This window comes from Bacillus sp. FSL R12-0074 (assembly GCF_038005725.1).
Taxonomy (GTDB): Bacteria; Bacillota; Bacilli; order Bacillales; family Bacillaceae_G; genus Bacillus_A; species Bacillus_A mycoides.
In genome coordinates this window covers 2,893,781-2,913,285 of sequence record NZ_JBBOTR010000001.1, presented here as the reverse complement: position 1 = coordinate 2,913,285, position 19,505 = coordinate 2,893,781, and the positions used below count along the sequence as shown (strand labels likewise).

Annotated in this window: 17 protein-coding genes, 2 pseudogenes and 3 other annotated features; of the genes and pseudogenes, 12 read left to right on the top strand and 7 right to left on the bottom strand. The window is 34.6% G+C overall.

Annotation, left to right across the window (positions count from 1 at the left end):
* Position 1: 1 nt before the first annotated feature.
* Positions 2–1,504, bottom strand: coding sequence for a malate:quinone oxidoreductase (locus tag NSS97_RS15245; RefSeq protein ID WP_044438243.1), 1,503 nt, complete (start codon positions 1,502–1,504; stop codon positions 2–4).
* Between the two features lie 420 nt (positions 1,505–1,924).
* On the opposite strand from NSS97_RS15245, the gene NSS97_RS15240 reads away from it, so the two are divergent.
* Both NSS97_RS15240 and NSS97_RS15235 read left to right on the top strand, forming a co-directional pair.
* Complete coding sequence (locus NSS97_RS15240) at positions 1,925–2,971, top strand: DUF2332 domain-containing protein (protein ID WP_341113178.1); 1,047 nt, start codon at positions 1,925–1,927, stop codon at positions 2,969–2,971.
* 110 nt (positions 2,972–3,081) lie between these two features.
* A complete protein-coding gene (locus tag NSS97_RS15235) occupies positions 3,082–3,618 on the top strand; it encodes a DinB family protein (RefSeq protein WP_016101170.1) in 537 nt (178 codons plus the stop codon).
* 263 nt (positions 3,619–3,881) lie between these two features.
* Here the strand turns inward: NSS97_RS15235 and NSS97_RS30510 are convergent.
* Together NSS97_RS30510 and NSS97_RS15230 are read right to left on the bottom strand one after the other, a co-directional pair.
* Positions 3,882–3,956 (bottom strand): annotated as a pseudogene (locus tag NSS97_RS30510) (hypothetical protein); the annotation flags it as partial.
* Positions 3,957–3,990: 34 nt separating this feature from the next.
* Positions 3,991–4,473: a hypothetical protein gene (locus NSS97_RS15230; RefSeq protein WP_044438245.1), complete on the bottom strand. Its 483-nt coding sequence runs from the start codon at positions 4,471–4,473 to the stop codon at positions 3,991–3,993.
* 130 nt (positions 4,474–4,603) lie between these two features.
* Here NSS97_RS15230 and NSS97_RS15225 point away from each other — a divergent pair.
* Both NSS97_RS15225 and NSS97_RS15220 read left to right on the top strand, forming a co-directional pair.
* Positions 4,604–4,743: pseudogene (locus tag NSS97_RS15225) on the top strand (sigma-70 family RNA polymerase sigma factor); the annotation flags it as partial.
* Between the two features lie 90 nt (positions 4,744–4,833).
* A complete protein-coding gene (locus NSS97_RS15220) occupies positions 4,834–5,379 on the top strand; it encodes an NADPH-dependent FMN reductase (RefSeq protein WP_341113175.1) in 546 nt (181 codons plus the stop codon).
* A 98-nt stretch (positions 5,380–5,477) separates the two neighbouring features.
* On the opposite strand, the gene NSS97_RS15215 is transcribed toward NSS97_RS15220, so the two are convergent.
* Positions 5,478–5,963 carry a GNAT family N-acetyltransferase gene (locus NSS97_RS15215; RefSeq protein ID WP_341113173.1) on the bottom strand — a complete coding sequence of 162 codons (486 nt, stop codon included), beginning with the start codon at positions 5,961–5,963 and terminating at the stop codon, positions 5,478–5,480.
* A 52-nt stretch (positions 5,964–6,015) separates the two neighbouring features.
* A complete protein-coding gene (locus NSS97_RS15210; RefSeq protein ID WP_201065503.1) occupies positions 6,016–6,396 on the bottom strand; it encodes a VOC family protein in 381 nt (126 codons plus the stop codon).
* Positions 6,397–6,657: 261 nt separating this feature from the next.
* Between NSS97_RS15210 and NSS97_RS15205 the strand changes: the two genes are divergently transcribed.
* The 3 genes from NSS97_RS15205 (at position 6,658) to NSS97_RS15195 (ending at position 9,925) form a co-directional block, all read left to right on the top strand.
* On the top strand, positions 6,658–7,149 hold the full coding sequence (locus NSS97_RS15205) for a nitroreductase (protein ID WP_341113171.1): 492 nt from the start codon (positions 6,658–6,660) through the stop codon (positions 7,147–7,149).
* A 216-nt stretch (positions 7,150–7,365) separates the two neighbouring features.
* On the top strand, positions 7,366–8,751 hold the full coding sequence (gene entB, locus NSS97_RS15200) for a cell wall-binding protein EntB (RefSeq protein WP_341113170.1): 1,386 nt from the start codon (positions 7,366–7,368) through the stop codon (positions 8,749–8,751).
* Positions 8,752–9,250: 499 nt separating this feature from the next.
* Complete coding sequence (locus NSS97_RS15195; protein ID WP_044438251.1) at positions 9,251–9,925, top strand: hypothetical protein; 675 nt, start codon at positions 9,251–9,253, stop codon at positions 9,923–9,925.
* A 29-nt stretch (positions 9,926–9,954) separates the two neighbouring features.
* Here the strand turns inward: NSS97_RS15195 and NSS97_RS15190 are convergent, their stop codons facing one another.
* Entirely contained in the window at positions 9,955–10,458 is a 504-nt protein-coding gene (locus NSS97_RS15190; RefSeq protein WP_341113167.1) for a kinase, read from the bottom strand.
* A 220-nt stretch (positions 10,459–10,678) separates the two neighbouring features.
* Between NSS97_RS15190 and NSS97_RS15185 the strand changes: the two genes are divergently transcribed.
* Both NSS97_RS15185 and NSS97_RS15180 read left to right on the top strand, forming a co-directional pair.
* A complete protein-coding gene (locus NSS97_RS15185; protein WP_341113164.1) occupies positions 10,679–11,218 on the top strand; it encodes a GNAT family N-acetyltransferase in 540 nt (179 codons plus the stop codon).
* A gap of 42 nt (positions 11,219–11,260) precedes the next feature.
* Complete coding sequence (locus NSS97_RS15180) at positions 11,261–11,785, top strand: cysteine hydrolase family protein (RefSeq protein WP_044438254.1); 525 nt, start codon at positions 11,261–11,263, stop codon at positions 11,783–11,785.
* 245 nt (positions 11,786–12,030) lie between these two features.
* Here the strand turns inward: NSS97_RS15180 and NSS97_RS15175 are convergent, their stop codons facing one another.
* On the bottom strand, positions 12,031–12,468 hold the full coding sequence (locus tag NSS97_RS15175) for a YndM family protein (protein WP_002168161.1): 438 nt from the start codon (positions 12,466–12,468) through the stop codon (positions 12,031–12,033).
* 150 nt (positions 12,469–12,618) lie between these two features.
* Between NSS97_RS15175 and NSS97_RS15170 the strand changes: the two genes are divergently transcribed.
* From NSS97_RS15170 to aroC, 3 genes are all read left to right on the top strand, one after another.
* Complete coding sequence (locus NSS97_RS15170; protein ID WP_341113163.1) at positions 12,619–16,131, top strand: DUF4020 domain-containing protein; 3,513 nt, start codon at positions 12,619–12,621, stop codon at positions 16,129–16,131.
* Between the two features lie 108 nt (positions 16,132–16,239).
* Positions 16,240–16,476, top strand: a binding site (T-box leader).
* Between the two features lie 54 nt (positions 16,477–16,530).
* Positions 16,531–16,765 (top strand) — a binding site (T-box leader).
* A gap of 194 nt (positions 16,766–16,959) precedes the next feature.
* The gene (locus NSS97_RS15165) at positions 16,960–18,036 is read left to right on the top strand and encodes a bifunctional 3-deoxy-7-phosphoheptulonate synthase/chorismate mutase (protein WP_002013433.1); all 1,077 of its coding nucleotides are present in this window, start codon (positions 16,960–16,962) and stop codon (positions 18,034–18,036) included.
* Positions 18,037–18,045: 9 nt separating this feature from the next.
* Positions 18,046–18,265 (top strand) — a binding site (T-box leader).
* 53 nt (positions 18,266–18,318) lie between these two features.
* The gene (aroC, locus tag NSS97_RS15160) at positions 18,319–19,491 is read left to right on the top strand and encodes a chorismate synthase (RefSeq protein WP_002013434.1); all 1,173 of its coding nucleotides are present in this window, start codon (positions 18,319–18,321) and stop codon (positions 19,489–19,491) included.
* Positions 19,492–19,505 lie beyond the last annotated feature (14 nt).

The window sequence follows — 19,505 nt, the reverse complement described above, 5'->3', positions numbered from 1 at the left end:
ATTAATTGTGAACAGCTTCTTTTTCATTTAACCCAAGTGTGCGTCCTGTTGAAGCGTGAAGCTCTTGGAACAGTCTTGGATTTTCCGTAAGTGACACGCCGTAAGAAGGGACCATTTCTTTTATCTTTGGCTCCCATTCTAGTATACGTTCTGGGAAGCATTTTTCTAATACTTCAAGCATAACGTGAACCGCAGTAGAAGCACCTGGAGAAGCACCAAGTAACGCAGCGATTGATCCGTCATTTGCACTAACAACTTCTGTACCAAATTGAAGTGTTCCTTTACCACCTGCATCAGTATCTTTAATTACCTGCACACGTTGTCCAGCAACGACAGTATCCCAATCTTCACTTTTAGCGTTCGGAATAAACTCACGTAATTCTTCCATACGCTTTTCGTGTGATAACATAACTTGTTGGATTAAGTATTTTGTTAATCCCATTTCTTTTACACCGGCTGCTAACATCGTTAAGACGTTATTCGGTTTTACAGAACCAATTAAATCAAGGTTTGAGCCAGTTTTTAAGAATTTAGGTGAGAAGCCTGCAAATGGTCCAAACAGTAAAGCTTTTTTATTGTCTATATATCTCGTATCAAGGTGAGGTACAGACATTGGTGGAGCACCAACTTTAGCTTTTCCGTATACTTTTGCATGATGCTGCTCTACAATTTTTTGGTTTTTACATACCATAAATAGTCCACTTACTGGGAATCCTCCAATATGTTTTGACTCAGGAATACCAGTCTTTTGAAGTAGAGGTAGACTACCGCCACCGCCGCCGATAAAGACGAATTTTGCAGTATGATGTTCGATTTTGCCACTATTCATATCATGTACTTTTACTTCCCACAAACCATTCTTCGTGCGTTTAATATTTTCAACACTATGTTTGTAGTTTAGCTCAACATTTTTAGTTTTTAAGTAATCAAATAACATGCGCGTTAACGCACCGAAGTTAACATCTGTTCCAGAGTCAATTTTCGTTGCAGCCATAGGTTCATTAGAATTACGACCTTCCATAATGAGTGGAAGCCATTTTTTTAATGTGTCAGGTGCATCAGAAAATTCCATTCCTTGGAATAGAGCGTTTTTTGAAAGCGCTTCAAAACGTTTTTTTAGAAACTCTACATTTTTTTCCCCTTGTACCAAACTCATATGAGGTAGTGGCATAATAAAATCTTGTGGATTACGAATTAAATTTCTTTTTACAAGATACGCCCAGAATTGTCTTGAAAGTTGAAATTGTTCATTAACTTTTACAGCTTTACCAATATCTATAGATCCGTCGGATTTTTCGGATGTATAGTTAAGCTCACATAGCGCAGAATGTCCTGTACCGGCATTATTCCATTCGTTAGAACTTTCTTCTCCGGCATTTGCGAGTTTTTCAAATACTTTAATTTCCCATTCAGGTGCCAATTCTTTCAGTAATGATCCTAACGTTGCGCTCATAATTCCTGCGCCAATTAAGATAACGTCTGTTTTTTGCTGCATGTTGCTCATGATAATCTCTCCATCCCCTATATTGGCAAAAAAGAGTAGGTGTTTTTATATCTAAGCCGTAAAAAGAAAACACCGCCTAGGCCCCACCTAGGTACTTACCTTTTTTGTCTCAATTATATAACCATCTCATAGTCTATTATAATAATTAATAGACTAAAATATCTAGTGTTATCTGATAATTTTAAACTATTTAACGTTTTATTTCATAGAATTCTTCTGTCATAAGGGTAAAAAGCATAGTAGTAAAGCGGGATTTGGAGAAGAATTCCAGTTTGATGTTATGTCAAAAAAACTTCTATTTTTATGTTTTATCTTTGGAAGCTAGTAAAATTCTATTTTCGTGACATCTAATTTGAAAAAATAGAGTAAATAACAAATAAATGATAAGATTATTCTGAAAATAATCAAAGAGGGATACCAATGCTTACAAAAGAACAAGTCGCAAACTTATTTCGAAACTTTTCTGTGAATGAATGTAAAGGATCTAGTGACTTATACGAATATTTATCAATAAAAATTTCTGAAGATGAGGAAGTTCTTACGTTAGCTTCCTACGCACAACCTGGTCAACCAGTCCCAAACTTATTATTAGGTGCAGTCCATTATTTATTGTTAAAAGGAAAAGAGAACAGTTTAAAAAACTATTATCAAAGTTTAGTTGAAAATGCTGATATAAATTTTGAAAATGCCTTTTACCAATTTAAAGATTTTTGCCATGTATATCGAGAAGAAATTATCTCTTTATTACAAACGAAACTTGTTCAAACGAATGAAGTAAGACGATGTGCCTATTTATATCCAAGTTTCTGTTACATATTTAATAAAGTGAACAAACCATTGGCGTTAATAGAAATTGGTACAAGTGCGGGATTACAACTATTTTGGGATCAATATCGTTATTCATATGGAACGGAAGAAATGTATGGAAATAGACAATCAAATGTTCATTTACAATCAGAAATAAAAGGGGAAAAGAAGCCCTCCTTTTTAAAACAAAGTCCACCTGTTATGGAAAGAATCGGACTAGATTTACATGTGAATAATTTAAATGATGAAGAAGATTATTTATGGTTACGCGCGCTTATTTGGCCAGAACATAAAGAAAGACTTGAACTATTCGATCAAGCAGCAACGCTTGTAAAAGAAAAATCAGTACAATTAATTGAAGGGGAAGGTGTAGCACTTCTTCCAGCCATTGTAAATCAAATAAGGGAAGATGCTGTAATCTGCATTTTCCATACACACGTCGCAAATCAAATACATGAAAATGTAAAACATAAGCTAGAAAAACAAATTAAAGAAATAGGTGCAAAACGTGATGTATTCCACCTATATAACAACATGTGGGACCGGGACCTTCATATTGATTATTATATTAACGGAAACGAATATTGTGAAACGGTTGGGGAAACGGAAGGGCATGGGAGATGGTTTAGTTGGGGGCTTGGGGATAAGCCGCTTTGTTAATGTAATCCTATAGGATGGGGACCTTTTGTTTTAAAATTATTTTTTTTGATTAATATGATAATAATTTATGATAAGTTGTATATAAGGATAAAATAAAAAGGATGATAAGCATGCAAAAGAGACCAGAGGCAAATGAATATAACCCGTATTATTCAACGTACATAAACTTAATACCAGATGGAGATATCATACATATTCTAGAGCAACAAATGAAGGAAACGAATCTTTTGTTGAAGGATATTTCTGATAGTGAGGGACATTTTAGATATGCTCCTAATAAATGGAGTATCAAAGAAGTAATCGGTCATATTGCGGATACTGAACGTATTATGGCGTATCGATTGCTTTCCATAGCAAGAGGCGAGACAGCAGAACTTCCTGGATATAACGATGATATGTATGTTCTTAGAGCAGCTTTTGATAAGCAATCTATGCAAGATCTTCTTGAGAATTTAATAGTTGTTCGCCAATCTACTATGCATTTGCTTAAAAGTTTAGATAAAGAAGCTTGGTTACAAAGGGGAATTGCGAACAATTCTGAAGTCACGGTTCTTGCATTAGCAAACATAATTGCTGGTCATGAGCTTCATCATCGTCAACTTGTAAAAGAACGTTATTTGGGTTCTAAGGCATATCCAGCATGTTAAAATATGAAAATAAAAAGAGAATGATTCATAGGGAATTTCTGAATTATTCTCTTTTTATTTTTCTGCGTATCAGTGGAATTATAAATGTTTTTTTACAAGGTCTATTCCTTCTCGTTGATGCTAATAGGGGGCACTATACATGCCCATCAAGTTAAGGGTGGGTATTGGGGTTTGTGTAGCAATGGAACCAAATCACACAATAAGTATTAGCGAACATTAGAAATAGTAAAAATGCCACTTTTTCCTGTTAAAACGAGGTGATTTTAAATTTCAAATTCTTCTTTTACAACAGTCGCTAGTCCATCAATTGATTTACGTAAATCTGTTGCCCCTTGTGCAAGATATACTTTTTATATTGTGATTTCTGACAGCTTATTTATTAGTAAATTCATCGGGAGTCCAAGTAACGATTTCATTTCCAGGTGCAGCAACTACAAGCCAATCCTCAAATTGGACCCCAGCTTGCCAGCATTCATAGTGATTATGAAAACCATTTACAAACATGATTTGTCCGTTCTCAAATGTTATAAATAAATGCGGAGATTCATTAGCAAGTTGTATGTTTGTAACTTTTTGTCTTCTTACTTCAAAAATTCTCTTATATTCTTCCTCCTCAGTATAATCGTCAAATTCCTCCTCATTAGAAGGGTACTTTTCTGGTGGATTAATAAATAAAAACCATTTCGATTCGATGTTGACATATAATTGCCCATCATAGTCAACTGCAGCTTCAAAATTTGTAAAATGAATCTTTATAGTTGCTGGAGAAATACCAAATTGCAATCCATCAACTTGTGCTCCTATGAAGAGATGTTTTAATACATTTTCAGCATAAAGTTTGTCTTCTTTGTTCATTATACGAATCCTCCTTTCTGTAAAATATATAGTATATTTTCATTGTAATAAATAAATTTTTATGTAAAATGAACCTTTTGTGAGAAACGGGCGAATATAGTGTGAAAGATCATGAGAGGGGAACGTAATTTTGGATGAAGTAGAATTAAAAGAATGGCTGTATAAAATGGAGTCTGGGGACCAAGGAGCCTTTCGAGTTATTTATAAATTAACAAGTAAAGATATTTATAGACAGTAGTATTTTTATTAGGGAATCAAAAGCAAGATGTCAAAATTGATGAATGTACAGCTTGTTAAATAGTTCAATATTTTTGATTTTTCTCTGACTGCATAAGTATGATGTTTGTAGGAGGGGATCATATGAGTATACACAAAAAAATCATAGCGATTTCAGGAAGTATTAGGGAAGGATCATCCAACACAAACATATTAAAAACTTTAGCAGCATTTATTCCAGAAGGTATAGATTACACTATTTATAATGGGATAGAGGAACTACCTCATTTTAATCCGGATGTAGATCGAGTTGGAGCACCGGTTGTTGTTGAAGAATTTCGAAAGACAATAAGTGAAGCACATTCACTTATTATTTGTACACCAGAGTATGCAAAAAGTATTCCAGGAGTTTTGAAGAATGCTTTAGAATGGCTTGTTTCATCAGCGGAACTTTATAAAAAGCCAGTGGCTATTATAACAGCTTCACCATCAATTGCGGGAGGGGATAAAGCCCATGAATCTTTATTACTTACACTAGGTATGCTAGATACAATTGTCGTTCAAAATGGCTCGTTATTAATCCCATCTGTGCGAACTAAATTTAGTGATGATGCAAAAGTAACAGATGAGGATACAAAGAAAGCTCTTATCTCTTTAGTTCAAAGTGTAGTAGACGAGATAAAGAAATAGTGATTTATCTCGTATTAAGGTGAAAATGGGACTTTTATAATAAAAAAAGATAAAGGCAGTGCTACGGTTAGTTCAAATGTAGCATTGCCTTAATAAAGTTAAATATATATACTTAAAATTTCCCCAGGTAATCCATCAATCTCACAAACTACATCTGATGTAAAACCAACGTTTATTAATATTTTTCGAGAGGAGATATTATTTGGATCGATAATTGCCTTTAGTACGTTTACATCTGTCTGCTTCGCTATTTCAATTAATTCTCTTGCAATATAACTACCATATCTTTTTCCCCAGTGCTCTGGCAAAATCATATACCCAATTTCAGCTTCTTTTACATTATCTTCATTCACTGTTACATGTCCAAGGCCGATAAATTCATTTGTAATAGAGTCATACACTTTATAGGAGCCGAATAGTTGATGCTTTTCATTGCGTTTTAACAATTTTTTAAAGTCATTTTGCGCCTCGTCTAAAGGAATAGCGCGCTCAGTAATTTGCGCCATCACTTCTTTATTTGATACGAGTTGGAAATATAAATTGAAGTCTGTCGCTTCAAATTTATTAAAATATAGATTTTGCATAGTATTCCTCCAAACTAATTTTCATTTGTTCTTCAGAAAAGAAAAAGATAAGTTAAATCGTAATTTCAATTTGATTGCCTTCCGGATCGCTTATTACACTTTCGTAATAGCCATCTCCAGTGAAACGTGGTCCATTTAATAAAGGATAACCAGCTTCTTTTAACGTTTTTGTTAGTTCATTTACACGTTCTTCACTACCAACAGAGAAAGCCATATGTGCATAGCCAGTTATATTTAGGTTAGGCTCGTTTTCTATGCCTTTCTTACGCATAATTTCAAGGCGCGCTCCAGATTCGAACGTAATAAAATAAGATTCAAAGTGTTTCGCTTCATTATGATATAAAGAGTTTGCTTTACCGTTAAAGTACTTTGTATAGAAAGTACGCATTAATTCTAAATCATTTACCCAAATTGCTATATGTTCGATTTTCATTCGTTTCACCAATCCTATCTTTATGTAAATTTAAAAATATGTACTCTGTAATAATTAGCGAAATTCAACAACACTAATTAGATGTTCACTTTATTAAATTTGCAACCATATTGCAAGAAATAAGAATGGACGTTAGGAAAAAGCGGATTGTAATGAAAAAATTTTATTAATGGTATTAGATAATTTTTAAGTCATAACATGCATACAATGTCTAATTAAGTGAATTACGTACGTCAAAATTTCAAATAAGGAGGGACATTTGTGGGGCAATTTGAACAAATGGTGATTGTCGGTATTTCCATGTCTTTTATACTGTCTATTATGATATTAGGGTCTATATATTATAATCCTCGCCTTTGGTTAAATGATTATCCGAAAGATATTCAAAAAGTAGTTTTGCCAAAATCGATAAATGAAAAAAAACAAACGTTTTATTTCGGAATTATTTACAATATTATTCTCTTCGGAACGCCTTTAGTTTCTACATATATACTACATCACCATGGAAAATTATTGTATATTGAGGCCTATTTACATACTTTTGGGATTGTAATGATTTTCAATTTAGTAGATTTATTAATAATCGATTGGCTTATATTTTGCTGGATTACTCCGAGGTTTGTTGTTATTCCTAGTACTGAGGAAATGAAAGGATATAAAGACTATAAGTTTCACTTAAGAGGTGCAATAGCTGGAACGCCATTTTTAGCAATTGTAAGTTTATTTTTGGCAGGAATTGCGACAACAATCTAGTGTAAAGTAGAAGGTCATGAAGAGTTTATAGAAGATACGTAGATTTATAATGTATAGAATTAGAAATGAAAATTTGATAATATTGGAGTAGAAAGTTTTAAAAACAGTATATTAAGTTGTATTAATATACTGTTACAAATGTTTTGATACTCTGTGGAATTCCCTAATTTTATGGAAGCATTTGATAGAACTCAAAAAAACGCAATGGAGGCTAATATGAAAAAAATAATTGGCGCAGCAACAGCAACAGTTCTTGGATTGGGGGCTTTTACCACATCTGCTATCGCAGAAACTATCGTAACAGCGGATGTACTCAACGTACGTGAAAAGCCAACTACGGAATCAAAAGTTGTCGAAAAAGTAAAAGAAGGACAAAAGTTAAAGGTCATACATACTGAAGAAGGATGGTCAAAAATTGAGTTAAATGGTAAAGAAGTATTTGTAAGTTCGGAGTTTACAAAAGATATTTACCATGTAACAGCAAACCTATTAAATGTACGTTCTGAAGCAAACACTGAATCAGAAATTCTTGGCAGACTGAAACAAGATGATGTAATTGAATCAACTCATCAAGTAAAAGACGGATGGCTGCAATTTGAGTATAAAGGAAAAACAGCTTATGCAAATGTTTCTTTCCTATCAAGTACAGCACCAATTGAAAAGAAAGCTGAAGAGAAAACGAAGCGAGTAGCGAAAGTACAAAAAGCAGTTAAAGCAAAGGAAGAAGTAAAAACGCAGAAAGAAGCAAAAGTACAAGAAATAGCAAAAGCGAAAGAAACGAAAGCAGAAGAAATAGTAAAGCCTAAAGAAGAAGCGAAAGTAACAGAGAGAGTAAAAGTTAAGGAAGAAACGAAAGCAGAAGAAATAGTAAAGCCTAAAGAAGAAGCGAAAGTAACAGAGAGAGTAAAAGTTAAGGAAGAAATGAAAGCAGAAGAAATAGTAAAGACCAAGGAAGAAGCAAAAGTACAAGAAATAGAAAAAGTAAAAGAAGAAGCGAAAGCGCAAGAAATAGCAAAAGCTAAGGAAGAAGCAAAAGCACAAGAAATAGCAAAAGCTAAGGAAGAAGCAAAAGCACAAGAAATAGCAAAGGCTAAGGAAGAAGCAAAAGCACAAGAAATAGCAAAGGCTAAGGAAGAAGCAAAAGTACGAGAAATAGAAAAAGCAAAAGCAAAATCGCAGGAAATAGCAAAGGCTAAGAAAGAAGCGCAAGCACGAGAAATAGAAAAAGCGAAAGAAGAAGCGCAAGCAAAAGAAGCAACAAAGACACAAGAAGTATCTAAAAATAACACACAGTCTGCTAAACGTGAATTAACGGTAGTAGCGACAGCATATACTGCTGATCCAAGTGAAAATGGTACATATGGTGGACGCGTTTTAACTGCGATGGGTCATGATTTAACGGTAAATCCTAATATGAGAATTATTGCAGTAGATCCGAAGGTAATCCCATTAGGATCTAAAGTATGGGTAGAAGGTTATGGAGAAGCTATTGCTGGTGATACTGGTAGTGCTATTAAAGGAAATCGTATTGATGTTTTAATGGGTTCAAAAAGTAAAGCTATGAACTGGGGAAGACAAACTGTTAAAGTAAAAGTTTTATAATAATGGTTATCCAAATAGAAGTCAGTTCTCTTTATTGAGACTGGCTTATATTTTTTACCTTAATGTGATTCATTGGAAAAATTCGAAGGATATGTAAAAGAATAAAACCTTAATTTTGCTGCTGAGTACCGTGAGCAGTAAAAGTAACCCTATTGAATTATATAATCCTTATTTGTATTTCTGACAACCATATTGTTCTTCTATCACTATTAAAATACAATTAGATAAATAGGAAAAAATATTCATAAAATAGTAATTGTTTTATTTAGTCTTACACTAGGGTTTATAACGTTCCAAATCCCTATAGTGTCAGAATGGATACAGAACTCAGTCTTCTTGTAAATTGTTATTATTTTATTATCGTATTCATACCAAAAAGATAACGGTGATAAGAATGAGAAAAATGATGATTAGCAACAATAAAAAATGTTTTATGTACCGAAAGTTATTAAAAGATTAGTATCGAGGATTACCTTTATAAGCGAGAAGAGGATAGAATATGACAATGGAATTATATGGCGAACATTGGGATGGAATAAAAGGGTATAGAGTAATGGAAGGGAAAGATTCATATAATCATTATTTCGGTGGTCAAGATTGTGAAGTACCATTGTGTAAGTTATGCGGTGAGAAAATGCATCAAATTTTTTGTTTTGATTTGAAAGATGAGAAACTTGCTGAACTTAAAAATGATGAATTGATTGTATTACCATTCATCTCTTGCTTGAATTGTGCGATGGTGTGGGAGCCGCAATATTTTCAATTAAGTAATGGGGGCAAAACGGTACAAATAATAAAACAAGACAATACGGAAGAGTGGATTATGGAAGCTGAGTATAAGCTACCGGTCAATCTTCCAAAAACTAATGTAAAGCTAACGAATATGAAAAATGAAGATATACCTACTGATGAAGATAGTTACTGGGAAGCTTTTGACTTATTCGGTTCGGAATATGTATGTAGATTGTTAGGAGCGCCCCTATACGATGATGTTCCAGAAGATTTAGGATGTCCAACTTGTTCGAAAGAGATGAAATATGTTGCTACAATTACACAAGACCTTGAAGAACGGGAACTTATTTCAGTAGTTGATTTTCTGTTCGGTGAGATGAATATATATTATTACTTATGTAAAGATTGTTCCGTTATGAAAACTGAAATACAAGGAACATAATAAAATAAGACTGACAAAAAGAGTCAGTCTTATTTTTGTATCGTAACATCAGTAATAATCGCATGAAATATATCTCTTTGCGTGAAATCATCTGTAAAAACAGTCTCTCTATTAACCTCAATTGTATCGTGTGGGTTATACCATTTACTCAATAAATCTTTTCCAAATTCAAGTCGTTTTTCTCTAGTATTATGACGTCTAATCGTTTCTTCAAGTGATAAGTCAAAATAATATGTATAAGCGTTTCCTTCGAAATAATGTATTAATTCTCTTAACATATTACCGTACCTACGACTGTTTAGTATTCCTTCTAAAATAACAAATTCACATTTTCCTTTTCCGTACTTCGTAATTTCAAATAGTAAATCATGAGATAAGTTACCCATTGTATCGTGAACTTTTAGCATATCTCTGCGCACAACGTCTTGTGAGACTAGAAGTGTTCCTTGCCCGAAATGCTCTTGCAGTTCTTTTGCGATTGTTGTTTTGCCACTTGCGGAGTTTCCTCGAAGAATAATTAATGTTGATTTCAAAGTCTCATCTCCAAATTGTTTTAGTTTTTTAGGTCCTGTTACAAAAGAACTTCATTATGGGAAACATTCTTTTAGTTAGTTAAATAATAGTTTATGATACTCAGTGTAGGTTGAACAGAATAATTTCTTATTGTGGGATTATGCAAGTAAAGCTGTTTGAAAAATTTACTATCCGCATATAGAAAAGTTATTATAAGAGTAACTAATAAGGAGGTGACCTATGTTATTCCAAAAGGGACAATTATTAGTTAGATACGTAATAAAAAACGATGCACCTATCATTTCAAAATGGCTAACAGATCCAGAAGTCCTGCAGTATTACGAAGGACGAGATAATCCGCAACCTGTAGAAAAGGTACTTAATCATTTTATACATCATCCAAACGGTCATGAAAAAAGATGTTTAATAGAATTTGATGCCGTTCCAATCGGTTACATTCAAATGTATCCAGTTGATTCTGAATGGAAAGCGTTATATGGATATGAAGAATCGCAGAATGTATGGGGAATGGACCAATTTATCGGTGAACCGATCTTTTGGGGAAAAGGAATTGGAACAAAACTTGTTCAAGCAGCTATTACATACATTATGGAGAAATTGGGTGCGGAAGCAATCGCGATGGATCCTAGAGTAAATAATGAACGTGCGATAAGCTGTTATGCAAAATGCGGATTTAAAAAGGTGAAGATATTAAAGAAACATGAACTGCATGAGGGGAAATTAGAAGATTGTTGGATGGTAGAATATAAACAATTATAATAAATATGCAGGGGCTTATAAAAATAAAGGGAGCTGTGTGAAATGAAAAAGGCATTACTAGTTATTGATGTGCAAGCGGGTATGTATACAGCAGGAATCCCAGTACATAATGGGGAAAAGTTTTTAGAAACGTTGCAAGAGCTCATTGGGGAATGTCGTTCAAATGGTATTCCGGTTATTTATGTACAACATAACGGGCCAAAAGATCATCCGTTAGAAAAAGGTACAGATGGCTGGAAAGTGCATGCGGCGATTGCTCCGCAAGAAGGGGACAATATCGTTGAAAAGACGACGCCAGATTCATTCCATGAGACGAACTTAAACGAAGTGTTACAAGAAAAAGGCATTGAACACGTTATTATTTCAGGAATGCAAACACAGTATTGTGTGGATACAACAACGCGTAGAGCATTTAGTGAAGGATATAAAGTAACGTTAGTAAGTGATGCCCATAGCACATTTGACACAGATGTATTACGCGCTGAAGATATTGTAAAACATCATAATGTTGTATTTGGATCATTTGCAGATGTTATTACGTTAAAAGATTTAAAAGTAAAAGCGTAATTACAGAAGTTGCTGTCTCTTAATGGGGCAGCTTTTTTATTTGAAGATAGGCTATCAAACGTTGTCGATAAATCGATATTTCTTGTCGAATCGTTGATATAATTAGAGTTACGATAGATATATTTCCAAAATCGTTGATATAATTTCATTCACCGTATTGATAGTACAAAAAACAAAAAGGAGCGCCACATCGTCAAAAATTCGACTGATGAGACAGCTACTTTTTTGCACCAGTAATTATGGCTTTATTTCTTCTTATCTTTATCCAACACATTCTGTTCTTCAGCAAACTCCGTGCCATATGCAAACCGGCGATTAATTCGAATGTTATCATTGCTGTGCCTTGTGTGGGAATTAGAAAAGCGATGGACGATTACTTCTGATAATGTAAAGACGATGGCAGAAAGGATACTGCCCCATGCAATTTGCATGTAGTTGTCTAATAAAATATTACCGAAAATCCAAACACTTAAGTACGTAAGTAAGAAATCCGTCATAATGGCAGCGGAATTGCCAATTCGGTTTAAAATAATTTTATCAACAAACATATAAGAAACGATTGTGACGAAGAGACTAAAAGAAATGATTTGGACGAGCGTTGCTGGGAAAAATAGAGCTAGTCCGATACTAAAAGCGATGATGCATGATATAAATTTGATAAGTATTACAGTAATATCATTCAATATTCACACCTCCCATTTATACATAGTTTTACAATAAATGCAGGAGTTCATACATTGGAACGGTTTAATTTATATAAAACTTTATCATGCTGAAATTTTATCTAAATATTAAAAAAACAATTAAAAAATGTTATAGTGAAATGAGAGCGTATGACATTTTTAGGTAAGGGGGAATCCGGGATGTGGATAACTTCAGAAGTAGAAATTCCAGATGAGTTAATCGATCACCTTGAACAAGGTAAGTTAGTATTATTCGTTGGAGCAGGAGTTTCTATGAAGGGGAAATCAAACTTACCGAATTTCGATGATTTAGTTGATGAAATTTCGAAAGCTTTATATGTCGAAAGGCGTGAGATGACAGAACCCCACGATTATTATCTCGGTAAAATTGCGAAAACGAAAGATGTGCATCAAGTTGCAAGAGACCTCGTTAATATAGAAAAATCAAAACCAAATCCATTACACTATGCGATTCCAAGGCTGTTTCCGTTAGATACGGATGTTCGAATTGTAACGACAAACTTTGATCAACATTTTACGTCTGTAATTACAGAAATGAATAAAGAGCTGAATATTTATTATGCACCTGCTTTACCGACAGGGAGAGCGTTTAAAGGGTTGGCTTACATACATGGGAATGTAGAACAAGAGAAAGAAGCTTTAATTTTAACGGATGGTGATTTTGGAAGGGCTTACTTAACAGAAGGATGGGCGAGACGATTTTTAGTTGATTTATTTTCAAATTACACTGTTTTATTCGTTGGGTATAGTCATAATGATCCTGTAATGAAATATTTAGCAACAGGCTTACCACCGAGTACAAGGCGTTATGCTTTCGTTGCACAAGGTGATAATACATATCATTGGGAGCATTTAGGGATAAGACCGATTGTGTATCCGAATAAAGCAAATAATCATCAGGCACTTGTGAAAGCGGTGAAGCGGTGGGCGGAATTAATGGGGGATAATTATATTACGAAAAGAATGCGTATTCGTGATATTGTAACCGTTCCTCCATCAGTAGAGCAGGAGCAATTATCCTATATAAAACAGTCAATAAAAAAAATTGAAACCGTTCGGTACTTCGTTGAATTTGCTCGTGATTATGAATGGGTGGAATGGCTTGAAGCAGAAGGGAAACTAAGAAATTTATTTCTGCTTACAGCAAATTATGATGAAGTAGATGAATTGCTTGCGGAATGGTTAGTGGAGCAATTTCTATTTAGTCATCAAAAAGAACTATTTCAATTGATTTTTAAAAATCATTCTAAAATATCCCCGTTATGGTGGCGAATAATTTGTACTTACTTGAACGATACGAAAGAAACGATGGATCCTTTGTTGTTTGCAAAATGGACATTGCTTATATTAGAAACGGCAGAAAAAGATAGTAGCTCTATTGAAATGATTTCATACTTACTGCAAAAATGTTCTTTCCCAGAGCATAAAGAAATTGCTTTATTGTTACTAACGTTTATTTTAGATGGAAAACTAAAATTGAAGCGTGTAAGAAAATGGGGAAATGATACGCAAGAGTCGATTGAACTCGAGGAATCGAGTCGTATACCGATGCCTATTTTTTCTCATGTGGAGCGAATTTGGAAAGAGAAAATGAGACCACATATTACTTACTACGCAAATCCGATTATGGTTACGGGGTTAGAAAAAATACAACTATTGTCATTAAGACAAAATGCACTGAAAAAAAGAGATAGAGAAATTTCAGAGCAGGAGTTACAGCAAAATGATTTTACATTTTTAATTCAAATTGTAAAAGAGTGTCTTACATATTTATGTGAAAACAATGAGAAAAAAGCAAATCATTATATTACAGAAATGATAGAAACTGATAGTGTACTTCAAAAGCGAATTGCAATTGAAGCAATGATTAATAATGTATTCGTTACAGCGGATGACAAACTGAAGTGGTTGTTACATGTAGATGTTCTGTTAGATTTCACATGTAAACATGAAGTGTTTCAACTTTTAAAGAATTATTACGCAGATGCTTTAGAGGAAACGAAAGAAGAAGTAATTCAACATGTATTAGAGTATCTTGCAGAAGAGAGGGCGTTTGATGCTTGTCTTGTATTAGACTTACTATTCACGTGTGATTCGAATAGTAAGTGTACGGCGGAAGGATACGAGCTAATGAAACAGAAACACCCCCATTTTTCTTCAGATTTATACAGTGTTCCAAAGAAAGAGGCAAATGAACAACGTATTACATGCAATGTAACAGCTGATGGATTACTGCAGCTGAAAGACGATGAAATAATGGAGCAAGTTCGGCAATTTTCAAGAGACGGTGTTTTTGAACAACGCCATTTTTTAGAGATGTTATCAAAAGCGTGTAAATTGAATGTAGAGTGGAGTATTTCGTTTGCTTATCAACTAGTAGGCGTGCACGAAATTAGTAATGAAGTATGGTTTGTGTGTATAAGAGAGTGGCGAAATAACCGGAATTTGACGAATGAACAAATTCAAAAGATCATTCCGTTATTGCAGAAGTTTGTTAGAAATACTGCTTTTCATTGGTTAATTAGTAGTTTTTTATATGAAATTAGTAATCGATTAGAAGAGTTAGATGAAAATAGTATACGGATTGTAAAACGCTTTGCCTTTTCTGTACTTCCACAAGTTATGAGAGGGGAATCGGATTTTAAAATTGGAAAACAAGAGTTTTACAATGAATCCATTCAGCACCCTGTTGGGAAGATGACCGCTGTATTACTAAAACTGCTAGCATATGATCATTTATACGATCGCAACGTGTATGAATATTTATTTTTATTTGAGGAGCAGGTAAGGGTTACTTCGGAAAGAACGAACTTCATGTTTGCGCGTTTAACAGCAGATATTACGTTTTTATACCATATTGAGAAGCAATGGTGTCGGAAAAATGTACTACCTTACTTAGATTTAAAGAAAGAAAGTGAGCTTACGAAATATGCGTGGGCGGGATTATGTTATACGCAAATTAATCTACCTTTGTTTACAGAAATAAGACGATATATTAAGTATGCAGTAGAACATTTAGATGCACTACATCCATATACGAGAGAAGCATTTTTAAAATGGCTTAGCTTTGTATTTATTAAATGCGTATTATATTGGGAGCAAAAAACAGATTGGTTATATCCACTTTTGATGCAAGAAAACGAAGAGAATAAAATTAAGTTTATGCAGTATTTATGCTACTACGTAAAAACGTTAAGTGGTAAGGAACAACAAAAATTTTGGACAGCGTGGCTTAGTGTGTTTTTAAGAGAACGTCCGAAAATGGGCGTAATAACAACGAGAGAATATATGATGCTTTTACGTATTGTTTTATGCATGGATGAGGTTTTAGAAAAAGGATTAAATATTATTTCTAGTAAATTTCAAGGTGTGGAAGGACAATCTAATCAAGAAGAAATGAAACAGTTGTTTATAGAGATACTTGAAAAGAAAGAGCGTATGAAAGCGTATAAAGAATTGTATGCAAATGTGTTTTTCACTTTACTGCAGACGTGTCAAGAAGCCGATTTACTTGAAAGTGAGATCATACAAATAAAAGAACTATTAACCAGGTATGAAGTAGAAAGACAGGTATTAAATTTAATAGAAAATGAAATAATTCGCATCGGAATCGTAACGGAGAATTTACAAGAGGAATCATAGGGCGGAAGTGGAATTTTTAAAAAATATATAAAAAGTTATTGACAGTGTTTTGAAAAGCGTTCTATAATACGAATCATACTTATTCAATTTCAAAAACATTTGAATAAACAAAGTGCAATGAAGAGATCACAGTAGTGGTTAGTCTTACTGTAACAGAGAGCTGGTGGTTGGTGTGAACCAGTACAGGGATAATCATGAATTACAGTCTTGGAGCATCTTTTTCGTAGTAAAGATACTATTGTCTTTATGAAGGAAAAGCGGTCAAATGATCGTTAACAGTGAAGAGAGGTAGACGGAAAATTAGTCTACAACTAGGGTGGTACCGCGATAAATATCGTCCCTACTGATTTATTCAGTAGGGACTTTTTGTATTTTAGTGGTCCAACTTGAAAATAAAATAGTCATGCATTGAAAGGAAAAGCAGTAGTTGTTGTTTCCCTGTAACAGAGAGCTGGTGGTTGGTGCGAACCAGTACAAAAACAAGAGCGAATTACAGTCCTGGAGCATCTTTTTCGTAGTAAAGATATGTATCTTTATGAAGGGAAAGACGGTCACATTGATCGTTAACAATGAAGAGAGGTAGGCGAAATAAGTCTACAACTAGGGTGGTACCGCGATAAATATCGTCCCTACTGATTGAATCAGTAGGGCTTTTTTGTACAAAAAAGTGGCTTATTAACTAGTAGTTAGTGTCTTTATGGTAATTATTAGTTTAAAATAAGAAGAGGTATCGATTCCACTTTAAATTTGTATAATTAACCAGTTCAGAAAATAGAGAATTTTTTATTCTCTTACTATACTTTTAAAACATTAGAGGAGGATTTCCAAATGGCAAATCACGAATTAGATCAATTACGTAAACAGGTAGATGAAATTAACTTACAATTATTACACCTATTAAACAAACGCGGTGAAATCGTTCAAAAGATTGGGGAGCAAAAACAAGTACAAGGTACGAAACGCTTTGATCCAGTACGTGAGCGTGAAGTACTTGATATGCTTGCAGAGCATAACGAAGGACCATTCGAAACGTCAACGATTCAACATATTTTCAAAACGATTTTCAAAGCAAGCTTAGAATTACAAGAAGATGATAACCGTAAAGCATTACTAGTTTCACGTAAAAAGAAAAAAGAAAATACAATTGTTAATGTTAAAGGTGAATTGATTGGAAACGGAACACAAACGTTCATCATGGGACCTTGTGCGGTAGAAAGTTTAGAGCAAGTTCGCCAAGTAGGGCAAGCTATGAAAGACCAAGGCTTAAAATTAATGCGCGGTGGTGCTTTCAAACCGAGAACATCTCCATACGATTTCCAAGGTTTAGGAGTAGAAGGTTTACAAATTTTACGCCAAGTAGCAGATGAGTTCGACTTAGCGATTATTAGTGAAATTTTAAATCCGAACGATGTTGAAATGGCGCTAGAATACGTTGATGTAATTCAAGTTGGAGCACGTAACATGCAAAACTTCGATTTACTACGAGCTGTAGGTAAAGTTAACAAGCCAGTATTACTAAAACGTGGGTTAGCAGCAACGATTGATGAGTTCATTAATGCGGCGGAATACATTATTGCGCAAGGTAACGACCAAATTATTTTATGTGAGCGCGGTATTCGCACATACGAGAGAGCGACACGTAACACATTAGATATTTCAGCAGTTCCGATTTTAAAGAAAGAAACACATTTACCAGTTATCGTTGACGTAACACATTCAACTGGACGTAGAGATTTACTATTACCAACAGCGAAAGCAGCACTTGCAATTGGAGCAGATGCAGTAATGGCGGAAGTACATCCAGACCCAGCAGTTGCGTTATCAGATTCTGCGCAACAAATGGATATTCCAGAATTCCATAGATTCATGGATGAGTTAAAAGGTTTCAAAAATAAATTATCTTAATTCCATATCATAAATGCGCTGAAGAGGAAACAGTAGTGCTTATCTCACTGTTAAAGAGAGCTGATGGCCGGTGTGAATCAGTACAAAGGTAAGCATGAATTACAGCCTTGGAGCATCTTTCCCGCCAACTTTTGGAGAGAAAGACGGTCAAACGATCGTTAAAGAAGAAGAGAGGTAGACGAAAGAAGTCTACAACTAGGGTGGTACCGCGATAAACATCGTCCCTACTGAGCGCTCAGTAGGGACTTTTTTGTACAAAAAAATAGTAAAGGGGCAAAAGAAATGAGATACATTACAGCTGGAGAATCACATGGGCCGCAGTTAACAGTTATTTTAGAAGGTGTACCAGCAGGTTTAACATTAACAGCGGAACATATTAATAAAGAATTATTAAGAAGACAAAAAGGGCATGGGCGCGGAAGACGCATGCAAATTGAAACAGATACAGTTGAAATTGCAAGTGGTGTACGTCACGGAATGACACTTGGTTCACCAATTACGTTAATCGTAAAAAATGATGATTTCAAACATTGGACGAAAGTAATGGGTGCTGAACCAATTTCGGAGCAAGAAAGTAAAGAAATGAAACGTACTATAACGAAACCACGTCCAGGACATGCGGATTTAAACGGGGCAATTAAATACGGTCATCGTGATATAAGAAACGTATTAGAGCGCTCTTCTGCAAGAGAAACGACAGTTCGTGTTGCTGCTGGTGCAGTTGCGAAACAAATTTTGAAAGAATTAGGCGTGGAAATTGCAGGGCATGTTCTTGAAATTGGTGGGGTACAAGCGAAGCGTATTTCAAACTTACCAATTGAAGAAATTCAAACGATAACTGAAAATTCACCAGTTCGATGTTTAGATAAAGAAGTAGAACAAGAGATGATGAATGCGATTGATGATGCGAAAAGTAGCGGAGATTCTATAGGCGGTATTGTCGAAGTCATTGCAGAAGGAATGCCAATTGGAGTTGGTAGCTACGTTCATTACGATCGCAAATTAGATGCAAAACTTGCCGGTGCTATTATGAGCGTGAATGCGTTTAAAGGTGCTGAAATCGGAATTGGTTTTGAAGCGGCAAGACAGCCGGGAAGTAAAGTGCACGATGAAATTTTATGGGATGAAGAAAAAGGATACACGAGAAATACGAATAATGCCGGCGGTTTAGAAGGCGGTATGACAACAGGTATGCCAATTGTCGTAAGAGGCGTAATGAAGCCAATTCCTACATTATATAAACCGTTAGCAAGCGTAGATATTGATACGAAAGAAGCGTTCCAAGCGAGTATTGAGAGATCTGATAGCTGTGCAGTACCAGCAGCAGGTGTTGTAGCTGAAGCTGTCGTTGCATGGGAACTTGCCGGTGCACTAGTCGAGCAATTCGGAAAAGATCGCATGGAATTACTAAAACAAAATATTTCGCAACATAACAAATACGCAAAAGAATTTTAATGAAAAGGTGGATT